At 73.0% G+C, this 21,063-nt stretch carries 22 protein-coding genes; 12 read left to right on the top strand and 10 right to left on the bottom strand.

Annotated elements, in window-relative coordinates; all coding sequences use genetic code 11:
• Positions 1-51 precede the first annotated feature (51 nt).
• From ACTHM3_RS12000 to ACTHM3_RS11990, 3 genes are read left to right on the top strand one after another with little or no spacing between them, the layout of a single operon-like run.
• The gene (locus ACTHM3_RS12000; RefSeq protein WP_440406337.1) at positions 52-2,268 is read left to right on the top strand and encodes an APC family permease; all 2,217 of its coding nucleotides are present in this window, start codon (positions 52-54) and stop codon (positions 2,266-2,268) included.
• Positions 2,268-2,651: a fluoride efflux transporter FluC gene (locus ACTHM3_RS11995; protein ID WP_440406336.1), complete on the top strand. Its 384-nt coding sequence runs from the start codon at positions 2,268-2,270 to the stop codon at positions 2,649-2,651. Before ACTHM3_RS12000 ends, ACTHM3_RS11995 begins: the two co-directional genes overlap by 1 nt.
• Positions 2,648-3,019: a FluC/FEX family fluoride channel gene (locus ACTHM3_RS11990; RefSeq protein ID WP_440406335.1), complete on the top strand. Its 372-nt coding sequence runs from the start codon at positions 2,648-2,650 to the stop codon at positions 3,017-3,019. Before ACTHM3_RS11995 ends, ACTHM3_RS11990 begins: the two co-directional genes overlap by 4 nt.
• Positions 3,020-3,271: 252 nt before the next feature.
• Here the strand turns inward: ACTHM3_RS11990 and ACTHM3_RS11985 are convergent, their stop codons facing one another.
• Genes ACTHM3_RS11985 through ACTHM3_RS11970 form a run of 4 tightly spaced genes read right to left on the bottom strand, consistent with a single transcriptional unit; the run spans position 3,272 to position 7,616 of the window.
• Positions 3,272-4,192, bottom strand: coding sequence for a carbohydrate ABC transporter permease (locus ACTHM3_RS11985; RefSeq protein ID WP_440406351.1), 921 nt, complete (start codon positions 4,190-4,192; stop codon positions 3,272-3,274).
• A 2-nt stretch (positions 4,193-4,194) separates the two neighbouring features.
• Entirely contained in the window at positions 4,195-5,259 is a 1,065-nt protein-coding gene (locus tag ACTHM3_RS11980; RefSeq protein ID WP_440406334.1) for a carbohydrate ABC transporter permease, read from the bottom strand.
• A 6-nt stretch (positions 5,260-5,265) separates the two neighbouring features.
• Positions 5,266-6,492 carry a sugar ABC transporter substrate-binding protein gene (locus ACTHM3_RS11975; RefSeq protein ID WP_440406333.1) on the bottom strand — a complete coding sequence of 409 codons (1,227 nt, stop codon included), beginning with the start codon at positions 6,490-6,492 and terminating at the stop codon, positions 5,266-5,268.
• Positions 6,489-7,616, bottom strand: a complete 1,128-nt coding sequence (locus tag ACTHM3_RS11970) for a LacI family DNA-binding transcriptional regulator (RefSeq protein ID WP_440406332.1) — start codon at positions 7,614-7,616, stop codon at positions 6,489-6,491. The genes ACTHM3_RS11975 and ACTHM3_RS11970 overlap by 4 nt, the downstream gene beginning before the upstream one ends.
• A gap of 144 nt (positions 7,617-7,760) precedes the next feature.
• On the opposite strand from ACTHM3_RS11970, the gene ACTHM3_RS11965 reads away from it, so the two are divergent.
• Together ACTHM3_RS11965 and ACTHM3_RS11960 are read left to right on the top strand one after the other, a co-directional pair.
• Positions 7,761-9,635, top strand: coding sequence for a glycogen debranching N-terminal domain-containing protein (locus ACTHM3_RS11965; protein ID WP_440406331.1), 1,875 nt, complete (start codon positions 7,761-7,763; stop codon positions 9,633-9,635).
• 136 nt (positions 9,636-9,771) lie between these two features.
• Positions 9,772-10,524, top strand: coding sequence for an alpha/beta hydrolase (locus tag ACTHM3_RS11960; RefSeq protein WP_440406330.1), 753 nt, complete (start codon positions 9,772-9,774; stop codon positions 10,522-10,524).
• On the opposite strand, the gene ACTHM3_RS11955 is transcribed toward ACTHM3_RS11960, so the two are convergent.
• On the bottom strand, positions 10,514-11,617 hold the full coding sequence (locus tag ACTHM3_RS11955) for an NAD(P)-binding domain-containing protein (RefSeq protein ID WP_440406329.1): 1,104 nt from the start codon (positions 11,615-11,617) through the stop codon (positions 10,514-10,516). The two genes, ACTHM3_RS11960 and ACTHM3_RS11955, sit on opposite strands and share 11 nt — an antisense overlap.
• Before the next feature lie 137 nt (positions 11,618-11,754).
• Here ACTHM3_RS11955 and ACTHM3_RS11950 point away from each other — a divergent pair, with 137 nt between their 5' ends.
• A complete protein-coding gene (locus ACTHM3_RS11950) occupies positions 11,755-11,958 on the top strand; it encodes a DUF3073 domain-containing protein (RefSeq protein WP_440406328.1) in 204 nt (67 codons plus the stop codon).
• A gap of 64 nt (positions 11,959-12,022) precedes the next feature.
• On the opposite strand, the gene ACTHM3_RS11945 is transcribed toward ACTHM3_RS11950, so the two are convergent.
• Positions 12,023-12,904 (bottom strand): NAD-dependent epimerase/dehydratase family protein, encoded by an 882-nt coding sequence (locus tag ACTHM3_RS11945; protein WP_440406327.1) that lies wholly within the window; start codon positions 12,902-12,904, stop codon positions 12,023-12,025.
• Positions 12,905-12,990: 86 nt separating this feature from the next.
• On the opposite strand from ACTHM3_RS11945, the gene ACTHM3_RS11940 reads away from it, so the two are divergent.
• Positions 12,991-13,563: a TetR/AcrR family transcriptional regulator gene (locus ACTHM3_RS11940; RefSeq protein ID WP_440406326.1), complete on the top strand. Its 573-nt coding sequence runs from the start codon at positions 12,991-12,993 to the stop codon at positions 13,561-13,563.
• A gap of 34 nt (positions 13,564-13,597) precedes the next feature.
• Here ACTHM3_RS11940 and purM read toward each other — a convergent pair whose 3' ends face one another.
• Positions 13,598-14,704: a phosphoribosylformylglycinamidine cyclo-ligase gene (purM, locus tag ACTHM3_RS11935; RefSeq protein WP_440406325.1), complete on the bottom strand. Its 1,107-nt coding sequence runs from the start codon at positions 14,702-14,704 to the stop codon at positions 13,598-13,600.
• Between the two features lie 34 nt (positions 14,705-14,738).
• Between purM and ACTHM3_RS11930 the strand changes: the two genes are divergently transcribed.
• Positions 14,739-15,293, top strand: coding sequence for a hypothetical protein (locus tag ACTHM3_RS11930; protein WP_440406324.1), 555 nt, complete (start codon positions 14,739-14,741; stop codon positions 15,291-15,293).
• Here the strand turns inward: ACTHM3_RS11930 and ACTHM3_RS11925 are convergent.
• Entirely contained in the window at positions 15,290-15,922 is a 633-nt protein-coding gene (locus tag ACTHM3_RS11925) for a TetR/AcrR family transcriptional regulator (protein ID WP_440406323.1), read from the bottom strand. The genes ACTHM3_RS11930 and ACTHM3_RS11925 overlap by 4 nt on opposite strands.
• Before the next feature lie 92 nt (positions 15,923-16,014).
• Between ACTHM3_RS11925 and ACTHM3_RS11920 the strand changes: the two genes are divergently transcribed.
• On the top strand, positions 16,015-17,508 hold the full coding sequence (locus tag ACTHM3_RS11920; RefSeq protein WP_440406322.1) for an MFS transporter: 1,494 nt from the start codon (positions 16,015-16,017) through the stop codon (positions 17,506-17,508).
• A 14-nt stretch (positions 17,509-17,522) separates the two neighbouring features.
• On the opposite strand, the gene ACTHM3_RS11915 is transcribed toward ACTHM3_RS11920, so the two are convergent.
• Positions 17,523-17,948: a YciI family protein gene (locus ACTHM3_RS11915; protein WP_440406321.1), complete on the bottom strand. Its 426-nt coding sequence runs from the start codon at positions 17,946-17,948 to the stop codon at positions 17,523-17,525.
• A complete protein-coding gene (locus tag ACTHM3_RS11910; RefSeq protein WP_440406320.1) occupies positions 17,945-19,186 on the bottom strand; it encodes an RNA polymerase sigma factor in 1,242 nt (413 codons plus the stop codon). Before ACTHM3_RS11910 ends, ACTHM3_RS11915 begins: the two co-directional genes overlap by 4 nt.
• A 108-nt stretch (positions 19,187-19,294) precedes the next feature.
• On the opposite strand from ACTHM3_RS11910, the gene ACTHM3_RS11905 reads away from it, so the two are divergent.
• The 3 genes from ACTHM3_RS11905 to ACTHM3_RS11895 are packed head-to-tail and all read left to right on the top strand — an operon-like array spanning position 19,295 to position 21,002.
• Positions 19,295-19,480, top strand: a complete 186-nt coding sequence (locus tag ACTHM3_RS11905; RefSeq protein ID WP_440406319.1) for a hypothetical protein — start codon at positions 19,295-19,297, stop codon at positions 19,478-19,480.
• A gap of 9 nt (positions 19,481-19,489) precedes the next feature.
• Positions 19,490-20,158 carry a cyclase family protein gene (locus ACTHM3_RS11900; protein ID WP_440406318.1) on the top strand — a complete coding sequence of 223 codons (669 nt, stop codon included), beginning with the start codon at positions 19,490-19,492 and terminating at the stop codon, positions 20,156-20,158.
• A 43-nt stretch (positions 20,159-20,201) separates the two neighbouring features.
• Complete coding sequence (locus ACTHM3_RS11895; protein ID WP_440406317.1) at positions 20,202-21,002, top strand: isocitrate lyase/PEP mutase family protein; 801 nt, start codon at positions 20,202-20,204, stop codon at positions 21,000-21,002.
• The last annotated feature ends 61 nt before the right edge of the window (positions 21,003-21,063 follow it).

The raw sequence follows: 21,063 nt of genomic DNA, 5'->3' as shown, positions 1-21,063 counted from the left end.
ACTGCCCGAACGCGCCGCGGCCGCCCGCGACACGGAGTACGCTCACCCCTCGTGACAGAGGAGGGGCCGGCCGACGCGGCGACCGCGGAGGACAAGCCCGAGCGCACCGCCAAGCGGTGGCTCATCGGCGAGCCCCTGCCGTCCGACCGGCTCGAGGGGCAGCTGCTGCCCAAGCACCTCGCGCTCCCGATCTTCTCGAGCGACGCGCTCTCGTCGGTCGCCTACGCGCCGCAGGAGATGATGCTCGTCCTCCTCGGCGGCGGGCTCGCGTTCCTCGCGTTCACGCCGTGGGTGGCGGCGGTCGTCGTCGTCCTGCTGCTCGTCGTCGTCCTCTCCTACCGCCTCCTCATCAAGGCGTACCCGTCGGGCGGCGGCGACTACGAGGTGGCGAGCAAGAACCTCGGCGAGAAGGCGGGGCTCGTCGTCGCGGCGGGCCTGCTCGTCGACTACATCATGACCGTCGCGGTGTCGGTCGCGTCGGGCGTCGACAACATCATCTCGGCGTTCCCCGTGCTCAACACCTTCCGGGTGGAGCTCGCGGTCGGCTGCATCGTGATCCTCGCGGCCGTGAACCTCCGCGGCGTGCGCGAATCGAGCAAGGCGTTCGCGCTGCCCACCTACCTCTTCATCGCGAGCATCGTGGTGCTCGTCGTCACGGCGCTCGTCCGCACCGTCTTCGGCGACGCCCCCGTCGCCGAGAGCGCGCACTACGCCGTCCACTCGACGCAGAACATCGCGCAGGCCGGATTCGTGCTCCTGTTGCTGCGCGCTTTCTCGACCGGGTGCTCCGCCCTGACCGGTGTCGAGGCGATCTCCAACGGCGTGCAGGCGTTCCGCCGGCCGAAGATCCAGAACGCGCAGCGCACGCTCGTGATCATGGGGACGACCGCGATCTCCCTCTTCATCGGCCTGATCGCGGTCGGGCTCATCACGCAGGTGCACTATGCGGAGAACCCGTGCAAGGAGCTCGTCGGCTTCGTCTGCGGACCGGGAGCGGAGCCGCAGCGGAGCCTCATCGCACAGGTCTCGTCGGCGACGTTCGGCGACGACCTCGGCGCCGCACCGACGGCGCTCTTCTTCTACGTCATCCAGGCCGCGACGGCGCTCGTGCTGCTGCTCGCGGCCAACACGGCGTTCAACGGATTCCCGCTGCTCGGCTCCGTCCTCGCCACCGACCGTTACGCGCCCAAGGCGCTCGCCACCCGCGGCGACCGGCTGATCTTCTCGAACGGCGTCATCGCGCTCGGTCTCGCGGCCGGGATCATCGAGGTGATCTTCCAGGCGAACGTCACCGCGCTGATCCAGCTCTACATCATCGGCGTCTTCGTCTCGTTCACCCTCGGCCAGACCGGCATGGTGCGGCACTGGCTGCGGCAGCTGCGCGAGGGCACCGACAAGCGCGGCCAGACCCGCACCTACCTCGTCATCAACACGTTCGGCGCGATCATGAGCTTCTCGGTGCTCGTGGTCGTCACGATCACCAAGTTCACGCAGGGTGCGTGGATCGTCTTCGCGATCATGCCGATCCTGTTCCTCCTCATGCTCGGCGTGAACCGCTACTACCGCGATGTCAGCCGGGAGGTCGAGCCCGACGCCACCACCACCTTCGGCGCCTCGGGCGACCACGCGATCGTGCTCGTCGGTCGGATGCAGAAACCGGTGCTCAAGGCGCTCGACTACGCGATCGCGGCCCGCCACGACTCCATCGAGGCCGTTCACGTCTCCATCGACGACGCGGCGAGCGAGCAGCTGGAGCGCGACTGGGAGGCGCACAACATCCAGGTGCCGCTGCGCATCCTCGACTCGCCCTACCGCGACATCAGCCTGCCGCTCATCAAGTACATCAAGCACCGGCGTGCCGAGAACGGCTCCGAGGTGGTCACGGTTTACACGCCGCAGTACATCGTCGGGCACTGGTGGGAGACGCTCCTCCACAACCACGCCGCCCGCCGCATCCGGCACAAGCTCATGCTCGTGCACGGTGTCGTGCTCGCCCTCGTGCCGTGGCTGCTCGACTCCTCCGACCTGCTCTACGGCCGCCGCTCGCGGCCGCTGCCCGGTCAGGACCGCCGCGGCGAGCCCGTGCGGCCGGTGATGCGCACGCCGATGCCGCCGGCGAAGACCCCCGCCGCCCGCGGGGCCGCCGCCAAGCGGCAGGCGGCGGCGAAGAAGGCGACCCAGGATGCGGCCGTGCGTGCGGACGCCGGCCCGGCGTCGCAGAAGACGTCGAGCAAGCCGACAGCCGGCACCGCCTCGAAGAAGAGCTGATGCCGCTTCTCGCGGTCGTGCTCGGCGGGATCGTCGGCACCGGGCTCCGGATCGGGCTCGACGCCCTGATCCCGCACGACGACACGCAGTTCCCGTGGTCGACGCTCCTCATCAACGTGGTGGGGTCGTTCGTGCTCGGCCTCCTGATCGCGCGGCTCTGGCCGATCGCGCCGGCCTGGCTGCGCGCCGGGCTCGGCGCCGGGCTCCTCGGGTCGTTCACGACGTTCTCCGCCTTCGCGGTCTCGCTCGTGACGCTCACCCGGGCGGGGCTCGGCGGCCTCGCGGTGCTGTACCTGCTCGTGTCGGTCGGCGCGGGCCTCGTCGCAGCGTTCGTCGGCCTGCGCGCCGGCCGACGACCCGAGCCGATGGAGCCCGACCAGTGATCGTCGTGCTCCTCACCCTCGCCGCCGGGGCGGTCGGCGCGCTGCTGCGCTACGGTGCGACGCACCTCGCGGGGCGGTCGCGGTCCCGGCTGCCCTGGGCGGTCTTCGCCGTCAACGCGGTCGGATGCGCGATCGGCGGCACGGTGCTCGGCCTCGTGGACGCGGGGGCGATCGGGCCGGACGTGCGCCTGATCGTGCTGGGCGGGCTCGCCGGCGGGCTCACGACCTTCAGCACCTGGAGCACGGAGACGATCCAGCTGGCGATGTCGCGGCGCTGGCCCCTGGCCCTCGTCAACGTGCTCGCGAACCTCGTCGTCGGCGTCGCGGCGGTCGTCGTCGCCGACCTCGTGGTCCGCGCCCTCGCCTGACCCGCCCCTAGCGCACCGGTCCTCGGAACCCCTCGATGGACGACGCCTCCCAGGTGGGGGACGGGTCGCCCCCCACCTCCGCCATCAGAGCGGGAGCGGCGGCGCGGGCATCGTCCTCGGAGTCCCAGACCACGACGCCGACCAACCGGCCCCCATCGTCGTCGACGACGCCGGTCCAGACGAACCCCGGCTGCGTCCGCGCCCGGGGATCTCACCGCGGGTGCGATTAATCGCAACCGCGGGGCGGGTGGGCTACTCCTTCACGGCGCCGGCGCTCTGGTTGACGATGCGGCGCTGGAAGATGAAGAACACGATCGCGACCGGGATGGTCATGATCGCCCCGGCGGCGAGCTTCAGGGGGTACTGGGTGCCCTGGCTCAGCTGTCCGCTCGCGAGCTGCGCGACGCCCTTCGTGAGCGTCGTGAGCGACGGGTCGCTCGTCGCGACGATGAAGTGCGCGAGCTCGTTCCACGACCCCTGGAAGCTCAGGATGATGATCGTGATGAGCGCCGGACGCGCCATCGGCAGCACGATCGACCAGAACAGCCGGAAGGTGCCCGCCCCGTCGATGCGCGCCTGCTCCTCGACCGCGGCCGGGATGGACTCGAAGAAGTTCTTCATGATGAAGACGCCAGCCGCGTCGACGAGCAGCGGCAGGATCATGCCGGCGTAGCTGTCGAAGATGCCGAGCTGGTTGATCACCAGGAACTTGGGGATCAGCAGCACGATGTTCGGCACCGCCATGACCGCGACGAGCCCCGCGAAGACGACGTTGCGACCGCGGAAGCGCAGCCGCGCGAGCGCGTAGCCGGCCAGCGAGTCGAAGAACACCCGGCCGACGGTGACGAACAGCGTCACGATCGCCGAGTTCGCGAACCAGAGCGGGAAGTCGGAGTTCAGGAACAGCGTCCGGTAGGCCGCCGTCGTCCAGGTCTGCGGGATCAGCGACAGCGGGTTGGCGGCCGCGTCCGGCTCCGTCTTGAACGACGTCGCGATCTCGATGAGGAACGGGAAGATGTACAGCACCGCGATGACGACGAGCACGACGTAGACGACCGATTGGCCGACCACCCGGCCGGGCGTCCAGTGCTCGCGGGTCCGCGGCGGGCGCCGCGGGGCCGTGCCGTCCGCGAGGAGGCCGGCGCCTTCCGCGATCCCGGTCGCACTGCCCATGGTCATCGTGCGCCGCCCTTCGGCGGGTCCGTGATCCACCGCATCCGCCGCTTCGACACCGCGCGCTCCGCCAGCGCCCAGCGCTGGATGAGGGTGAACACGATGATGATCGCGAAGAGGATGAAGGCGATCGCCGCCGCCTGCCCCCACTCCTGGTCGCCGAAGGCCGCGGTGTAGGAGAGGTACGCCGGGGTCAGCGTGGTCTTCGACGGGCCGCCCTTCGTGCCGGTGTAGATCTGGTCGAAGACCTGCCAGCAGCCGATCAGCCCGAGAGTGATGACGGTGAAGAGCGTCGGCCGGAGCTGCGGCAGGGTGACCCGGAAGAAGCGCTGCACCGAGTTCGCGCCGTCGACCATCGCGGCCTCCTCGACGTCGTCGGAGAGGTTCTGGAGCGCGGCGAGGAAGAGCAGCATGAAGGTGCCGCCGGTGGTGAAGACCGCGAGGAGCACGAAGGCCGACATCGCGACGCTCGGCCCCCCGAGCCAGTCCCAGAGGCTCACGCCGAGGATGGTCGGCTGGGTGAGGAACGCGGGCCCGGTCTGGGCGCCGAAATGGAAGATGCTGTCGGCATCGTTGAACCAGTTGGGGCCCTTCGCCCCGAACCAGGCGAGCACCGCGTTGACCGCGCCGCTCTGGGTGAACAGGAACAGCCAGAGCACCGTGATCGCGACCGAGCTCGTCACCGACGGGAAGTAGTACGCGGTGCGGAAGAACCCGCGCCCCCGCAGGAGCCGCCGGTTGACCATCACGGCGAGGAAGAGCGCGACGATCGTCTGCAGCGGCACGACGAGGATCACGTACCAGAAGTTGTTCTTCATGGCGGTGCCGAAGTCCCTCTCGGCGAGGCCGCCGCCCGCCAGCACCTGGCCGTAGTTGGCGGCCCCGACGAAGTGCACGCCGGACGAGAAGGGGCTGCCGCGCCCCGTCCAGTCGGAGACGCTGACCCACGCCGCCATGATGATCGGCACCAGCAGGAACAGCCCCAGGACGACGAGGGCGGGCGCGGTGAACAGCCAGCCCGCAGCGACCTGCCCGCGGGCGATGCCGCGTCCCGTCCTCGTCATCATGGCTCCCTACTTCGTCAGCGCTTCGAGGTTCTTCTGGGTGGAGGTGAGGATCGCCTTCGGATCCGCGGTCGCGAGCTTCGCCACCTGCGAGTTGAAGTCGGCGACCACGTCGGCCGCGCCCTTCGCCGTCGACACGCCCTGGGCGTACGAGGCGGCGTCGAGGAACGGCGCGTAGTCCGGGAACTCCTTCTTCCACTCCGCCGCCGCGGACTGGATCGACGGCATCACGCCGAACGCCTTCGCGAATGCGAGCTGGTCGCTCTTGCTCGTGAGCGCCTTGACCAGGTCGACCGCGCCGTCCTTGTTCTTGGAGTCCGCGGCGATGCCCCAGCAGTTCGTGAACTGCAGGGTGCCGGCTCCGGCCGGGCCCTTGGGCAGCGGGACGACCTTGTACTTCACGTCCGGGTAGTCGTTCTGCTGCGAGCCGCTGATCCAGTTGCCCTCGATCGTCATGGCGCTCAGCTGCTTGCCGAACGCCTCGCCGCCCCAGCCCGCGCCGACGTCGGCCGCGAACTTGAAGTCGCCGGCCTTCAGGTTGTCCTGCACGTACTGCAGGGCCTTCAGGTTGGCGTCGGAGTCGGCGGTGGCCTTCGTCGAGTCGTCGTTCATGAGGTTGCCGCCGGCCTCCGTCATGAAGGCGCCGATGCGCGCGTACTCGCCGCTGATCACGAGGCCGGTCTGGCTGCCGGTCGTGAGCTTCTTCGCGACCGCGGAGAGCTGATCCCACGTCGTCGGGACGTCGGCGTCGGTGAGCCCGGCCTTCGACCACGCGTCGGTGTTGATGATGAGCTGGAGGGTCGAGAAGTCCTTCGGCGCGCACTGCAGCTTGCCGTCGTAGGTGAAGGACTTCACGAGGCTCGGGTAGAAGTCGCTCCGGTTGTCGAGCTTGTCGCCGTAGGCGTACAGCGAGCCGTTGGAGGCGTACCCGGCGAGGGCGTCGGTCGACAGGTAGAACACGTCGGCCGGCTTGCCCGAGCTGAAGCCCTGCGCGAGCTGCTGGTTGAGGTTCGACGCGGCCTGCACGGTCGCCTTCACCCCGGACGTCTTCGACCAGTCGGCGACCTCCTTCTTCACCGCGGCGGTCTCGGCGGGACCCGAGGAGCCGATGAGGACCGTGAGGGGCTTCTTCGAGTCCTGCGCGCCGCCGCCCGAGTTGAACCCGGATCCGCACGCGGTGAGCGCCACCGCGGCGGTCGCGGCGACGAGCACCGCTCCTGCACGTGCGAGTTTCATTCCTGTGTTTCCTTTCCGTTGATGTGATCGCCGGATGTGGTGCCTCCGGCCTCCTCCTCGACGGGCGCCAGGTGACTCGACCGGCGGACGATGAGCTGCGGGGTGATCAGGCGGGGATGCCGGTCGGCGCCGCCGTGCGGCAGCACCCGGGTCCCCTGCTCCCCCATCAGCAGCGCGAGCGTCGCGCGCGCGACCTCGTCGAGCCGCTGGTCGACGCTCGAGAGGCCGACGGCCTTGGCGACGGGGGTGTTGTCGAACCCGATCACGGGGAAGTGCGGGAGGCCGGCCTCGCGGACCGCCATCATGGCGCCGAGGCCGAGCGAGTCGCTCGCGCACACGAGCGCCTCCAGGTCGGTGCCGGCGGCGAGCAGGCGCTCGATCGCGATGCGCGCCTCGGGCACGCGGTCCTCGGCCTCGGTCGTGAGCGCGCGCAGCTCGGCGGCCCCGTGCCCGAACGCGGCCGTCATCGCCGCCTCCCACCCGCGGCGGCGGTCGTCGCCCGTGCCGGACCCGGCCGGCCAGCCCAGCCAGCCGATGCGGCGGAGGCCACGGCCGACGAGGTGCTCGGTCGCGGCCTGGACGCCGGCGCGCCCGTCGACGTCGACCCAGAGCCGGGCCGGGTCGTCGAGCGGCTCGGCGCCCCAGGGGCGGCCGAAGGCCACGAAGGGGATGCCCTCGGCGGCGAGCCCCGCGGTCCGCGGGTCGTCGTAGCGGGTGCCGGTCAGCACGACGCCGTCGATGTCGGCCCCGTCGCGCAGCCGCATGTAGTGCTGCAGCTCGTCCTCGTCGTCGCGGGCGGTGAAGAGGGTGACGCGCATGCCGCGGGCGTCGGCGTGCTCGACGAGGGCGTGGAGGAAGCGGTCGAACACCGAGCCGGAGACGCCGTTGCCGGTCACCGGATCCAGGCGCACGCCGATCGTCGAGCTCTGCCGGGTGCGCAGCCGGCGTGCGGACGCGTGCGGCCGGTAGCCGAGCACGTCGATCGCCGCCTGGACCCGCTCACGCGTCTCGGGGCGCACGATCTCGGGCGAGTTGAGCACGTTGGAGACGGTCTGGCGCGAGACCCCCGCGCGCGTCGCGACGTCGTCGACGGTGGGCAGCTGTGGCGCACGCGCCTCCGTCATCGCAGCCTCCTCGCTCGGTTCGATCGATCCAATGCGGGGCGGCGATGCACCCGTTTGAACGATCAAAAGTTGTTCGGTATGTTACCTCCCGTCGCGGGGGTGTCAATCGGAGCCGCCGGACCCGAGGTGAACACGAGGCCCAGGATGAGCGCGCAACGGCAACCCCTCCTGCACGACGCGGTCGTCACCATTCAGGCGCCCGCGCAGGCCTGGTCGGCGGCGGACGGGACCATGACCGAGGGCGTGCACGGCGTCTACGTCGGCGACGTGCGGATCGCGCGCGGCCTGCGGCTGCTCGTCGACGGCGAGGCCGGCGAGCACATCGCGACCCAGTCGCTCGACGTCGCCCGGGTGCGCGTCGTGTCGCTGCATCGCGGGCTCGACGCGCCGGGTGCCGACCCGGACGTCCGCGGGGAGCTGACCCGCAGCGCGACCGCCGATGGCGTGACGCACGCGTTCACGCTGACCTCCCGGCTCGCCGCGGCCCTCGACGTCACGGTGACGGTGGAGCTCGCCGCCGACCTCACCGACATGGCGTCCGTCAAGGAGGGACGCGGCGACGCGGCGCCCGCGGTGACGATCACCGACGGCGGCGCCCGCTGGGGCGACGACGCCCTGACCGCGGAGCTGCAGGCGCCCGGCGCGCGGATCCTCGCAGCCGACGGCGGCGGCCTCCGGCTGAAGTGGGACCTGCGCGTCGAGCCGCACGGAACGGCCGGCGTCGCGTTCGCGCTGACCGCGGCCGACCCCGCGGCCGTGGTCCGCGCGCCGGAGCCCGCGCGACTCCCCCGCCCCGCCGACACCCCGACCGACGACCGGCTCGTCCGCTGGCTCGAGCGCGCGCTCGGCGACCTGGAGGGGCTCCGCCTCGAGACGGTCGAGCGACCCGGCGACGTCTTCGCCGCGGCCGGGGCCCCGTGGTTCTTCACCCTCTTCGGCCGCGACGCGATCTGGACGGCGCGGATGCTGCTGCCGCTCGACACGGGGCTCGCTGCCGGCACGCTCCGGGTGCTCGCGGCCCTGCAGGGCACGCGCGACGACCCGGACTCCGCCGAGCAGCCCGGCAAGATCCTGCACGAGCTGCGGCGGGGCGACCTCGTGCTGCCCGACGGCGGACTCCACCTGCCGCCGCGCTACTACGGCACGATCGACGCGACCCCGCTCTGGATCTCGCTGCTCGCCGACGCCTGGCGCGCCGGGATGCCCGCCGCCGAGGTCGAGGCCATGCTGCCGAACCTCCGCGCCGCGCTCGGCTGGATGCGCGACAGCGGAGACAGCGACGGGGACGGCCTGCTCGAGTACGTCGACACGACCGGGCGCGGCCTCGCGAACCAGGGCTGGAAGGACTCCGGCGACTCGGTCCAGTGGCGCGACGGCACGCTCGCCGAGGGTCCGATCGCGCTGTGCGAGGTGCAGGCGTACGCGCACCGGGCCGCCCTGGACGGCGCGGAGCTGCTCGAGGCGTTCGGCGCACCCGACGAGGGCGCACCGTGGAGGTCCTGGGCGGCGGCGCTGCGCGAGCGGTTCCGGGCGACGTTCTGGATCGACGACCCGGCCGGCGCCTACCCGGCGATCGCGCTCGACGCCCGGAAGCGCCCGGTCGACACCGTCACGAGCAACATCGGCCACCTGCTCGGCACCGGGCTGCTCGACGCCGAGGAGTCCGCGCTCGTCGCCCGCCACCTGGTCTCGCCCGAGCTCGCCTCCGGCTACGGTCTCCGCACCCTGTCGACCGACAGCGCCGGCTATTGGCCGCTCAGCTATCACGGCGGCAGCGTCTGGACCCACGACACCGCGATCGCCGTCTCGGGCCTCGCCGCCGACGGGTTCGCGGCGGAGGCCGCTCAGCTCTCCGAGGGGCTTCTCCGCGCGGCCGTCGCCTTCGACTACCGGATGCCCGAGCTCTACGGCGGCGACGCGGCGAGCGATGCGCCGACGCCGGTCCCCTACCCGGCCGCCTGCCGCCCGCAGGCCTGGAGCGCCGCCGCCGCGGTGGCCGTGTGGGCCGCGCTGCGCTAGGTTCAAGCCGTTCGTGAACGGCGGAAGGAGGTGGGACCGATGAACTCACTCGAGCGGGCGCTCCCCCTCCACGTCACGATCCGCGCGGTCTAGCCGCCGCCGGGAGCGCTCCCCCGCACTCCCGAAGGGCAGCACCATGGACCTCTCCACCGAACACCGCCTCGACGACGGCCTCGTCGAACACCGCTTCGCGCTCGGCGACGCCGACGGGATCCTCTGGACGCCGCCGCGCTCCGACGGGACGACGCCGGTCATCCTGCTCGGGCACCCCGGTCAGCTCGATCGGATGCGCCCGCGCCTGGTCGACCGCGCCCGCCGGGCCGCCCGCAGCGGCTTCGCGAGCGCCACGCTCGAGCTGCCGGGGGCCGGCTCCCGCCCGCCGATCGACGAGATCGAGCGGGCCCGTGCCGACATGCGCGCCGCCTTCGCCCACGGGGAGCCGGTCGGCGACGACGTCATCGACCGGCTCGTCCTGCCGCTCGTGGACCGGGCCGCGCCGGAGTGGCGCGCCCTCCTCGACGAGGTGCGCGCGCTTCCCGGGCTCGACGGGCCGGCGGCCTGGTCCGGCGGGATCGCCGCCCTCGGCGTGCGCGTCGCGCTGGAGGATCCGCGCATCGCGGCGGGCGGCCTCTTCGCCGGCAGCTTCGTGCCGCGCGCGACGCTCGCCGAGGCGCGACGGGTCACCGTCCCCATGCACGTCCTGCTGCAGTGGGACGACGAGGGCAACGATCGGGAGCGATCGCTCGCGCTCTTCGACGCGCTCGGGTCGGCCGAGAAGACGCTGCAGGCGAATCTCGGCGGCCACACCGGGGTGCCGGCCTCCGCCGCGGAGGATGCGGCGCGCTTCTTCGAGCGGCACCTGCGAGCGGAGCGGCCCGTCAGCGGTTGAGGGACGAGAGCGTCGCGACGACCTGGCGCGCGATCGTGCGCCCGGCACGGTTCGCGCCGATCGTCGACGCCGTCGGCCCGTAGCCCGCGAAGAACACGCGCGCGTTGCGGGTCGCGGCGCTCTGGCCGACGGTGACGCCGCCCGCCTGCTCGCGCAGCTTGAGCGGCGCGAGGTGGCGCAGCTCGGGGCGGAAGCCGGTCGCCCAGATGATCGCGTCGGCGTGCTGGAAGGTGCCGTCGGGGAAGCGCACCCCGTCCTCCTCGATCGACGAGAACATCTCGCGCCGCGAGAGCAGCCCGCGGTCGATGGCGGCCTGGATCCGGCGCGAGCGCGGGACACCCGTGGTCGACACGATGCTCGGCAGTGCCCGTCCCTCGCGGGCGGCCTCGTCTTGGAGCGCGACCGCGCGGGCGCCCGCCTCGGGGTTCAGGTCCTGGGCGCCCTCGAGGTAGTTGACGGGCCGGCGCGTGCACCAGGTGAGGGAGCGCGCGACGCCCTCCAGCTCCAACAGGAATCCGATCGCGCTCGTGCCGCCGCCCACGACGACCACGTCCTGGTCGCGAAGGTCCTCGGCGGAGCGGTAGTCGGTGGTGTGGAGGTGGCGCCCGCGGAAGTCGTTCATGCCCGGATACCACGGGACGAACGGTGCGCCCCAGGTGCCGGTCGCGTTGACGAGCACCGCGGTCGTCACCTCGCGCGTGCCGTGCTCGCCGTCGAAGCGGACGGTGAACCCGTCGAGCGTCGGGTCGACGCGCGTGACGTCCGCCGGTCGGACGACCTGGAACCCGAAGTGCCGCTCGTACTGCGCGTAGTAGTCGGCCACGACGTCCTTGGCCGGCACCTGCCGGTCGGCGCTGTCGAAGCTGAGGCCGAGCTCGTCCATGCCCGGCAGGTCGTTGACGCGGTGGGCATAGCCGAGCTTGAGGGCCTCCCAGCGCAGCTGCCAGGCGCCGCCCGGCCCGGGGCCGCGGTCGAGGAGCACGAAGTCGTTGCCCGGATCGAGCCCCAGCCGGCGCAGGTAGAACGCCACGGAGAGGCCGGCCTGGCCCGCGCCGATGATCACCACCGCGGTGTCCGTCTGCCCCTCGGTCACCCGGCCAAGCGTAGCCGTGCGAGGCGGCGGCTCCCGGCCGGCGCACAGCCGCGACGGATGCTCGAAAGCCCGTGCATGTTAGACTCGCGGCCAGTCTTTTCATATCATCCTGCCCACGGAAAACGAGGGGGTCACGCATGGGGCGCGGCCGTCAGAAGGCAAAGCACACGAAGGTCGCTCGGGACCTGAAGTACTTCAGCCCGGACACGAACTACGGTGCACTCGAGCGTGAGCTCGGCGGAAACCCTCGGCTCGAGGAGGACCTCGACAAGTGGCCGGAGTACTCGGCGTACGACGACGTCGACGAGACCGCCGACGAGGACGAGACGAAGTCCGCCTGACGTCCTCCCCGAACTGCTCGGGGCGCCGCATCGCGGTGCATCGAGACCCCGGGTCGCGAGTTCCTCAGCGCTCGATGAGTTCGAGGTCCGCGAGCAGCCGCGGGTGGGTCGGCGTCCAGCCCAGCACCTCGCGCGTGCGTGCGCTCGTCGCCGGCTGGTCGGTCGCGAAGATCGGCCCGAGCGGGCCGAAGTCCTCTGTCGCGACCGAGGCGACCGGCAGTCCGAGGCGCCGTCCGATGACGGCGGCGATGTCGCGCACCGCGTCCCCCTCGTCGTCGACCGCGTGCCAGGCGCTTCCCGCCTCCGCCCGCTCCAGTGCGAGCCGGAACAGGACGGCGGCGTCGAGCGCGTGCACGGCGGGCCAGCGCTGCGACCCGTCGCCCGGGTAGCCGGAGACGCCGGTGTCGCGGGCGATCCGGGTCAGCAGCCCCGCGAATCCGCCCCGGCCGTCCGCGTGCACGGTGCGCGGCAGCCGCACCGCGGTGCTGCGGAGACCTTCGGATGCGCGCGCGAGCAGGCGGGTGACCGTCCGGCCGCGACCGCCGACCGGGCCGTCCACGGGCAGCGGGTCGTCCTCCGTCGACGGACGGCCTGCGGTGGTCGGCGTGCCCGACACGATCACGAGCGCCTTGCCCGTGCCGGTCAGCACGTCGGCGAGCGCGTCGAGCGCGGCGGTCTCCTCGGCGATGTTGGCGACGAGCGCCTGGGGCGTGGAGAAGTCGTTGCCGAAAGCGAGGTGGATGACGCCGTCGGCGTCCCCGGCGGCGGACCGCACGACGTCGAGGTCGGTGAGCGACCCGCGGAGGGGCTCGGCGCCCGCGTCGCGCGCGGCGGCGGCGGAGGCGTCGGATCGGACGAGGGATCGCACCTCGTGGCCGGCCCGGAGCAGTTCGGCGGTGACGGCCGTGCCGATGAGGCCGGTTCCGCCGGTGATGAAGACGCGCATGTCGGGTTCCTCCTGATTGATGGGACTTGAGTCCCGTCACCGTAGCACGCTGATGGGACCATGGTCCCATCGCGTACCATGAGGGCATGGGACGCTGGCAGCCGGGCGCACGGGAGCGCCTCGTGCTGGCGGCCGTCGACCTGTTCGCCGAGCAGGGCTACGACGCGACCACCGTCGTGCAGATCGCAGAGCGCGCCGGCGTGACCCGGAGCACCTTCTTCCGGCACTTCCCCGACAAGCGCGAGCTCCTGGTCGCCGGGCAGGAGACCATGTCGCGCCTGCTCGCCGAGGGCGTCGCGGCCGCCCCTCCGGAGGCCACGCCGCTGGAGGCGGTCACCGCCGGGCTCCTGCGCGCCTCCACGGCGTTCGGCGAGATGAGCCGCGAGATCGCCCCCCGCCTCTCCGCGATCATCGCCGCGAACGTCGAGCTCGAGGAGCGGGAGGCGCTGAAGTCGGCGGGCCTCGCCGCGGCACTGACCGACTCCCTCCGCGAGCGGGGCGTCGACGAGTCGACCGCGGCGCTCGCGGCCGAGCTCGGCGTGCTCGCCTTCAAACGCGGCTTCGCCGAGTGGTCGGCGGGCGACCGGCGCGACGACATCGGACCCCGCATCATCGCAGCGCTGCACGCGCTCCGCGCGGCGGCCGCCGCGCTCGGGTGAGCCCGGCCGCGCCGAGGGCCGACGAAGCGGCGGTCTAGCGGTACGAACCGACCAGCCGCACCGCTCCCCCGTCGACGCCCTTGGCGCCGGCGAGGAATCCCTCGAGGTCGCGCGCGGTCGTCTCGACCCGGCCCGCGACCCAGGCCGGCAGGCCCGCCGCCGTGAGACTGTGGGTGACGGAGCTCGCCGCGTCCTGCGCGACGATCGCCAGCATCCCGACGCCCAGGTTCCAGGTGCCCTCGGTGTCCTCGAGGGCCAGGCCGCCCCAGTCGGCGAGCACCCGGAAGACGGGCTGCGGGCTCCACGTCGATCGGTCGAGCTCGACCCAGCTTCCGGCGGGCAGCACGCGCGCGAGGTTGGCCGCGATGCCGCCGCCGGTGACGTGCGAGAGCGCGTGGACGGCGTCGCCGAGCTCCTCGACGACCCGGAGCAGCGGGGTCGTGTACAGCCGCGTCGGCTCGAGAAGCGCTTCGCCCACGGCGCCGCCGAGCTCCTCGCTGCGATCGGCGTACCCGATACCGCGGTCGGCCAGGATCTTGCGGACCAGGGAGAAGCCGTTGGAGTGGACCCCGCTCGACGCGATCGCGACGACGACGTCACCGTGCCGCACCCGCTCGGGCCCGAGCACGGCGTCCGCCTCGACGGCGCCCACCGCGGCGCCCGCGACGTCGTAGTCGTCGGGGCCGAGGAGCCCGGGGTGCTCCGCCGTCTCGCCGCCGACGAGCGCGGTGCCGGTCTCGGCGCACGCGCGGGCGATGCCGCCGACGATCGCCGCGATCCGCTCCGGCACGACCTTGCCGCAGGCGATGTAGTCGGTCATGAAGAGGGGGCGCGCGCCCACCACGACGATGTCGTCGACGACCATGCCGACGAGGTCCTGGCCGATCGTGTCGTGCTTGTCGAGGGCCTGCGCGATCGCGACCTTCGTGCCCACCCCGTCGGTGCTGGTCGCGAGGAGCGGATGCCGGAACGACGCCAGCGCGCCGGCGTCGAAGAGCCCCGCGAATCCGCCCACCCCGCCGAGCACCTCCGGCCCGTGGGTCGCGGCCACGGCCGCCTTCATGAGCTCGACCGCGCGGTCGCCCGCCGCCGTGTCGACCCCGGCTTCGCCATAGGCGTCGAGTGCGGCGCTGTCGGTCACGGCATCAGGCTACCGGCGGCGGTACGGTCGGCGGGTGCACACCGGCCGCGGGAGCGAATCCTGGCTCGCGCGCGAGGACTCCTCGGTCTCCGTGCTCACGGCCCTCTACCTCCGCGACGCGCTCGGCGTGGTCGACGTGGGCGGCATGCCGCGTCTGCGCGGCACCGGCCTGCCGGAGGCGGAGCCCGCCGACATGCGGACGTCGTGGGCGTGGATGCGGTGGTGGATCCCGATCGTCGAGGACGACCGCCCGCAGTTTGCGCTGCTGACGGACCTCGACGAGGACGCCGGCCGCGCGATCGGCCGGCACCTCGACAGTGCCCGGACGTGGGCCGCGGTCGCGCACGCCGCGTACGGCGAGCGCGCGGCCGCTCACCGGGACCTCACGGTGACCCACACCGTGCGCGAGCGCGAAAGGGAGCTCGGCCGCCGGGCGCGACCGTTCCGCCTGCGCATCGAGGTGCTCCCGCTCGTCGAGTCCGGCCTCTGGTGGATCGGCGAGAACGCCGTCGCGGTGGACGACGTGCTCCGCGACGAGCCGATCCTCTTCGCCGACGCCCTGCGGCCGGTGGTGGAGCAGCTGGCCTAACGGGCGGCTGCGGGCTCCGCGGTCTCGGGCACGATGCCGACCGCCGGCAGGAGCACACCGTCGATGATCGAGATGAGGAAGGCCCGGTCGACGGGCTTGCGCTGGATGAGGGTGCGGTGCGCCGCCATCGACGACGACACGAGCGCAAGGGTGTCGACGTCCACGTCGGCGCGGATCTCGCCGCGGTCGATCGCGCGGCGCAGGAGGAACCGGGTGACGCGCACCCGCGGCTCGACGATGACCTCCTGCGCGGTCTCGACGAGTTCGGGATGCCGGGTCAGCATCGAGACGAGGCCGCCCATGACCTGCATCTTGCGCTGCGCGTCCTGGATCGAGTGCGGCTTGATCATGGCGACGAGGTCGCCTCGCAGGGTGCCGGTGTCGGGCAGCGAGTCGGGATCGAGGCCGGCCGTCTTGAGACAGGCGACCGCCTCGAGGACGAGCTCGTTCTTCGACGCCCAGCGGCGGTACACGGTGGCCTTGCCGGCCTTGGCGCGCGCGGCGACGAGGTCGATCGTCATGCCCTCGTAGCCGGTCTCGGCGAGGACCTCGATGGCGGCGTCGAGGATGGCGGGATCGCGGGATGCGTCGCGCTTGCGCCCCGGTCGCAGGGCCTCGGCCTCGGTCATCGCCTCCCTCTCCGGGCCCCATCGTACATCGGGAGGCGCATTAAGGAACTGTTCATTTCCGATACGCCTCAGTTCCGTATATGCTCGCCGCCATGTCCGATTCCTCTTCGATCGCGCCGGTGTCGCCCCGGCGCTGGTGGACGCTCGCGGTCGTCGCGCTCGCCCAGCTCATGGTCGTGCTCGACTCGACCGTCGTGAACATCGCCCTGCCCGCCGCCCAGCACGACCTCGGCTTCAGCGACGGCAGCCGTCAGTGGATCATCACCGCCTACTCACTCGCCTTCGGCAGCCTGCTCCTCCTCGGAGGCCGCATCTCCGACCTCATCGGCCGCAAGCGCGCCTTCCTCATCGGCCTCGTGGGCTTCGCCCTCGCCTCCGCGCTCGGTGGCGCCGCGCCCGACCTCGGCCTGCTGGTCGCGGCCCGCGCGCTGCAGGGAGCCTTCGGCGCGCTCCTCGCACCGACGGCGCTCGCCGTCCTCGCGACGACCTTCACCGTCCCCAGGGAGCGCTCGCGCGCGTTCGGCGTGTTCGGTGCGCTGGCCGGCGCCGGCGGCGCCATCGGCCTCCTGCTCGGCGGCTACCTGACCGAGTACGTCGGATGGCGCTGGAACCTCTACATCAACGTGGCCATCGCGCTCGTCGCGGTCGTCGGCGCGATCGTGCTGGTGCCGACGATCGCCCGCAGCGGACCGCGGCCGCGCCTCGACATCCCCGGCACGGTCCTCGTCTCCGGCGGCCTGTTCGCGCTCGTCTACGGCTTCTCGAACGCGGAGACCGACAGCTGGAGCAGCCCGCTCACCTGGGGCATGCTCGTCGCCGCCGGCGTGCTCCTCATCGCGTTCGTGCTCTGGCAGCGCCGGGCGGCGCACCCGCTGCTGCCGCTCGCGATCGTGCTCGACCGCACGCGCGCCGCCGCGTACTTCTCGATCCTGCTGGCCGGGGTCGCGATGTTCGGCATCTTCCTCTTCATCACTTACTACCTCGAGGTGAACCTCGGCTTCAGCCCGATGTCGACCGGTCTCGCGTTCCTGCCGATGATCGGGATGCTCGTGCTCGCGGCGCAGGTCGGCAACAACCTCCTCGTCCCGCGCTTCGGCGCGAAGGTGCTGGTGCCGATCGGGATGGGGCTCGGGGCGCTCGGGATGCTGCTGCTCACCCGGCTCGACGCGCACAGCACCTACGCCGGCGGCGTCCTGCCGTCGCTTCTCATCCTGGGCACGGCGATGGGCACGATCATGCCGTCGTCGTTCCAGAGCGCGACCCTCCGGCTCGACCCCCGCTTCGCGGGCGTCGGCTCGGCGATGACCAATACGAGCCAGCAGGTCGGCGGATCGATCGGCACGGCCCTCCTCAACACCCTCGTCGCGACCGCAGCCACCGACTACGTGGGCTCGCACCTGCCCGCGACGCCGGCCGTCGCCGCAGCGGCCGCCGTCCACGGCTACACGGTCGCGTTCTGGGTGTGTGCCGGGGTCTTCGTCCTGGGCGGCGTGCTCTCGGGCACGCTGTACCGCCGGCACCGTCACGCCCTCGGACGCATGCCCACGGCCGCGATCGCGACGCAGGAGCCCGCGATCGCCCACTGACCCCGCCGGCGGCGCTACTCGACCCGCTCGGAGTCGCGGAACTCCCCCGGGCCGAGACCCGCCGCGGAGCGCGCCCGCACCGTCTCCTCGAGCAGCTCGTTCGACTCCACCGGGTTCATGAGGGGCGCGACGATGATCTGCCCGAAGCGGGCCGTGGGATGCCGCGACGCGATCTCGACGGCCGCGTCGATGTCCGCCGCGTTGATCAGGTCGAAGCCCGCGAACCACTCCGTGAACTCGGCGAAGGGCCCGCTCGTGACGCCCACCTCGCCGCGACGCTTCACGACGCGCCGCGCGTCCTCCGGCTCGGTGAGCCGCTCGCCGATCACGCTGATGCCGGTCGGGATGACCGTCTCCAGCCAGTCGGCGAGGTCGTCGTCCTCGGGGCGGAAGGCCTCACCGTCGGGGGCGGACATGTGCAGGAAGAGGTACTGGTTCACGGGGTGTCTCCTTCGTCGGTGATGCGGGTGATGCGGTCGGCCTGCGCCCGGAGCCAGCGGCGCTCGGCGGTGTTCGCCGCGCGGGACGCGGCGCGGAGGTAGGCGGCGCGGGCCTCGGCGAGCGCCCCGGCGCGTTCGAGGAGACCGGCGCGCACGGCGGGAAGCCGGTGGCCGCGCGCGAGCCGTGGGTCGGGTTCGAGCTCGGCCAGCTCGGCCAGGCCGGCGAGCGGGCCGCGGGCCATGCCGATCGCGGCGGCCCTCCCGAGCGACGCGGCCGGTCCCGGCTGCAGGCGCACGAGCACCTCGTAGAGGCCGACGATCTGGCGCCAGTCGGTGTCGTCCGCGGTCCGGGCGGCGGCGTGCACCGCGGCGAGCGCGGCCTGCACGTGGAGCGGCGACGCCGCGCCGTCGGCGAGCGCGGCCGCCGCGAGCGCGCGGCCCTCGGCCAGCAGCTCCGGGCGCCAGCGCGTCCGGTCCTGGTCGGCGAGCGGGATCGGCAGCCCCTCCGCATCGGTGCGGGCCGGGGTCCGGGCGGCGGTGAGCAGCAGCAGGGCGAGGAGCGCGGTGGTCGCCCCGTCGTCCGGGCGCGCGTCGTGCAGGAGGCGGGCCAGGCGGATCGCCTCCGCGACGAGCTCGGTGTGCACCGGCAGCTCCCCGCCCGAAGGCGCGTGCCCCTCCGTGAACATGACGTACACGACGGTGCGCACGGCGTCGATCCGCTCGTCGAGCACCGCGCCGTCGAAGACCCCGAAGTCGCGGCCGGCCTCGTCGATCGTCCGCTTCGCGCGGGTGATCCGCCGGGTCATCGCGTCCTCGCTCACGAAGAAGGCGGCCGCGATCTGCGCCGTCGTGAGGCCGCCGACGGCACGCAGGGCGAGGGCGACCTGCGAGGTCGGCTCGGGCCCGGGATGGCAGCAGAGGGTCAGGAGGGCGAGGGAGTCGTCGAGGGCGGCCGGCCGCGCATCGCGCACGGCCGTCGCCGCGTCGGCATCCTCCCGGCGGCGACGGGCCGCGTCGGTCCGCACGGCGTCGACGTACCGGCGCCGGGCGACGGTGAGCAGCCACGCGCGGGGGTCATCCGGCCGGCCGTGCTCCGGCCACGCGACCGCGGCCTCCACCAGCGCCTCCTGCACCGCGTCCTCGCAGTCGGCAAGGGAGCCGTACCGGCGCACCAGGGCCGCGACGACCACGGGGATCGCCGCCCGCACGGTCGCGTCGATCAGATCGCTGCCCGGCATCCTCTGCCTCCCTCCTCGAACGCTGTCACACCCCGGTCGGAGCCGACAGCCCGGATCGGACACGACGGGGGGACGTCCGATGCGGCCCCATCGTTCCGACCCCGTGGCATGACGACGAACCACCTGATCGACTCGACCGACGACGCCGAGGAGGCCGTCCGGATCCTCCGGGCGGAGCTCCGGGCCGCGCGCCGCCGCCGCGCCCTGCTGCGGGCGGTCGCAGCACGCGAGGCCTTCTCCGGCCTTCCGCTGACGCCCCTCGGCGCGATCCCGGATCGCGGACCGCGTCCCTAGGCTGACGGCGTGCTCGTCGACCTCTCGCACCCGATCCGCGCCGGCCTCGTGACGTACCCGGGGCTCCCGGCACCGACGATCGCGCCGCACCTCACCCGCGAGGCGTCACGCGCCGTCTACGCCCCCGGCACCGAGTTCGCCATGGACGTCATCACGATGATCGGCAACACGGGCACGTACCTCGACTCGCCCTTCCACCGCTACGCCGAGGGCCACGACCTCGCGGGCCTCGCGCTCGAGACGCTCGTCGACCTGCCCGCCGTCGTCCTGCACCGCGCGCGCGACGCGGCACGTGGGATCGGCGCCGACGAGCTGCCGGAGGCGGCCGCAGCCGGCACCGCGGTGCTCCTCGACACCGGCTGGAGCCGCCACTTCGGCACGCCGGCCTACACGGTCGACGCGCCCTTCCTCACCGGCGAGGCCGCGGAGGAGCTGGTGCGCCGCGGCGTCGCGCTGGTCGGGATCGACTCGCTCAACATCGACGACACGAGCGCGGAGGCGGCGGGGGCGCGGCCGGCGCACTCGGCGCTGCTGGCGGCCGGCATCCATGTCGTCGAGCACCTCACCGCGCTGGACGCCGTGCCCGCCGCGGGTGCGACGTTCACGGCGGTGCCGCCGCGGGTCGAGGGGTTCGGGACGTTCCCGGTGCGCGCGTTCGCGAAGGTCGGAACGGCCTGAGCGGACTACCGCCGCGCGAAAGCGCCCGGCTACCGTCGAGGTCATGAGCACCACGAACGACGAGCGCATCGCCCGCTTCCGCGAGCTGCACGAGGAGGGGACCTTCGTTCTCCCCAACGCCTGGGACGTCGCCTCCGCCGCGCTCCTCGCCGCCGACGGGGCGGTCGCCCTCGCGACCACCAGCGCCGGTCTCGCCGCCACCCTCGGCCGTGCTGATCAGCACGTCACCCGCGACGAGCTCGTCGCGCACGTGTCGGCCCTGACGGCGGTCGTCGACGTGCCGCTGTCCGTCGACGCGGAGGACGGCTACGCCTCCTCGCCCAAGGGGGTCGCGAAGACCGTGCGGCAGCTGGCCGACGCGGGAGCCGCCGGCCTGTCGATCGAGGACTGGGACGCCGAGGCCGGCGCGGTCCGCGAGCTCGACGCCGCCGTCGAGCGGGTCGCGGCCGCGGCGGAGGCCGCGAAGGAGGCCGGCGGGCTCGTCCTCACGGCACGCGCCGAGAGCCTGCTCTACGGCACCGGCGACATCGACGAGGTGATCGAGCGCCTCACCGCCTATCGCGCGGCGGGCGCCGACGTCGTCTCCGCGCCGGGCCTCACCGACGTCGTCGAGATCCACCGCCTCGTCGCCGAGACGGGCGCGCCGGTCAACGTGCTCGCCCTGCCGGACGGCCCGAGCGTCGCGGAGCTCATCGTGCTCGGGGTGCGCCGCGTCTCGACCGGCGCCGGGCTGGCCTGGGTCGCCTACGGGGCCGCGGTCGACGCCGCGAACGCGCTCCGCCGCGGCCGCACCCTCCCGGCCGGCGTCGCGCCCGACCTCCGCACCCGCGCCTTCGGCGGCTGACCGCGTCTCCGACCGCCCCGGCGGCCGACGGCGCGGCTGTGGGAGACTGTGGCGTACCCGC

This window comes from Pseudolysinimonas sp. (assembly GCF_051954455.1).
Taxonomy (GTDB): domain Bacteria; phylum Actinomycetota; class Actinomycetes; order Actinomycetales; family Microbacteriaceae; genus Pseudolysinimonas.
Note: the sequence above shows the minus strand (reverse complement) of the source record. Positions and strands in the feature narration are given on the sequence as shown.

Coding starts and splice junctions, on each gene's coding strand:
- ACTHM3_RS11995 (WP_440406336.1), top strand. CDS start 2,268: ATGCCGCTTCTCGCGGTCGTGCTCGGCGGGATCGTCGGCACCGGGCTC.
- ACTHM3_RS11985 (WP_440406351.1), bottom strand. CDS start 4,192: ATGGGCAGTGCGACCGGGATCGCGGAAGGCGCCGGCCTCCTCGCGGAC.
- ACTHM3_RS11980 (WP_440406334.1), bottom strand. CDS start 5,259: ATGATGACGAGGACGGGACGCGGCATCGCCCGCGGGCAGGTCGCTGCG.
- ACTHM3_RS11975 (WP_440406333.1), bottom strand. CDS start 6,492: ATGAAACTCGCACGTGCAGGAGCGGTGCTCGTCGCCGCGACCGCCGCG.
- ACTHM3_RS11970 (WP_440406332.1), bottom strand. CDS start 7,616: ATGACGGAGGCGCGTGCGCCACAGCTGCCCACCGTCGACGACGTCGCG.
- ACTHM3_RS11965 (WP_440406331.1), top strand. CDS start 7,761: ATGAGCGCGCAACGGCAACCCCTCCTGCACGACGCGGTCGTCACCATT.
- ACTHM3_RS11960 (WP_440406330.1), top strand. CDS start 9,772: ATGGACCTCTCCACCGAACACCGCCTCGACGACGGCCTCGTCGAACAC.
- ACTHM3_RS11950 (WP_440406328.1), top strand. CDS start 11,755: ATGGGGCGCGGCCGTCAGAAGGCAAAGCACACGAAGGTCGCTCGGGAC.
- ACTHM3_RS11945 (WP_440406327.1), bottom strand. CDS start 12,904: ATGCGCGTCTTCATCACCGGCGGAACCGGCCTCATCGGCACGGCCGTC.
- ACTHM3_RS11940 (WP_440406326.1), top strand. CDS start 12,991: ATGGGACGCTGGCAGCCGGGCGCACGGGAGCGCCTCGTGCTGGCGGCC.
- ACTHM3_RS11925 (WP_440406323.1), bottom strand. CDS start 15,922: ATGACCGAGGCCGAGGCCCTGCGACCGGGGCGCAAGCGCGACGCATCC.
- ACTHM3_RS11920 (WP_440406322.1), top strand. CDS start 16,015: ATGTCCGATTCCTCTTCGATCGCGCCGGTGTCGCCCCGGCGCTGGTGG.
- ACTHM3_RS11910 (WP_440406320.1), bottom strand. CDS start 19,186: ATGCCGGGCAGCGATCTGATCGACGCGACCGTGCGGGCGGCGATCCCC.
- ACTHM3_RS11905 (WP_440406319.1), top strand. CDS start 19,295: ATGACGACGAACCACCTGATCGACTCGACCGACGACGCCGAGGAGGCC.
- ACTHM3_RS11895 (WP_440406317.1), top strand. CDS start 20,202: ATGAGCACCACGAACGACGAGCGCATCGCCCGCTTCCGCGAGCTGCAC.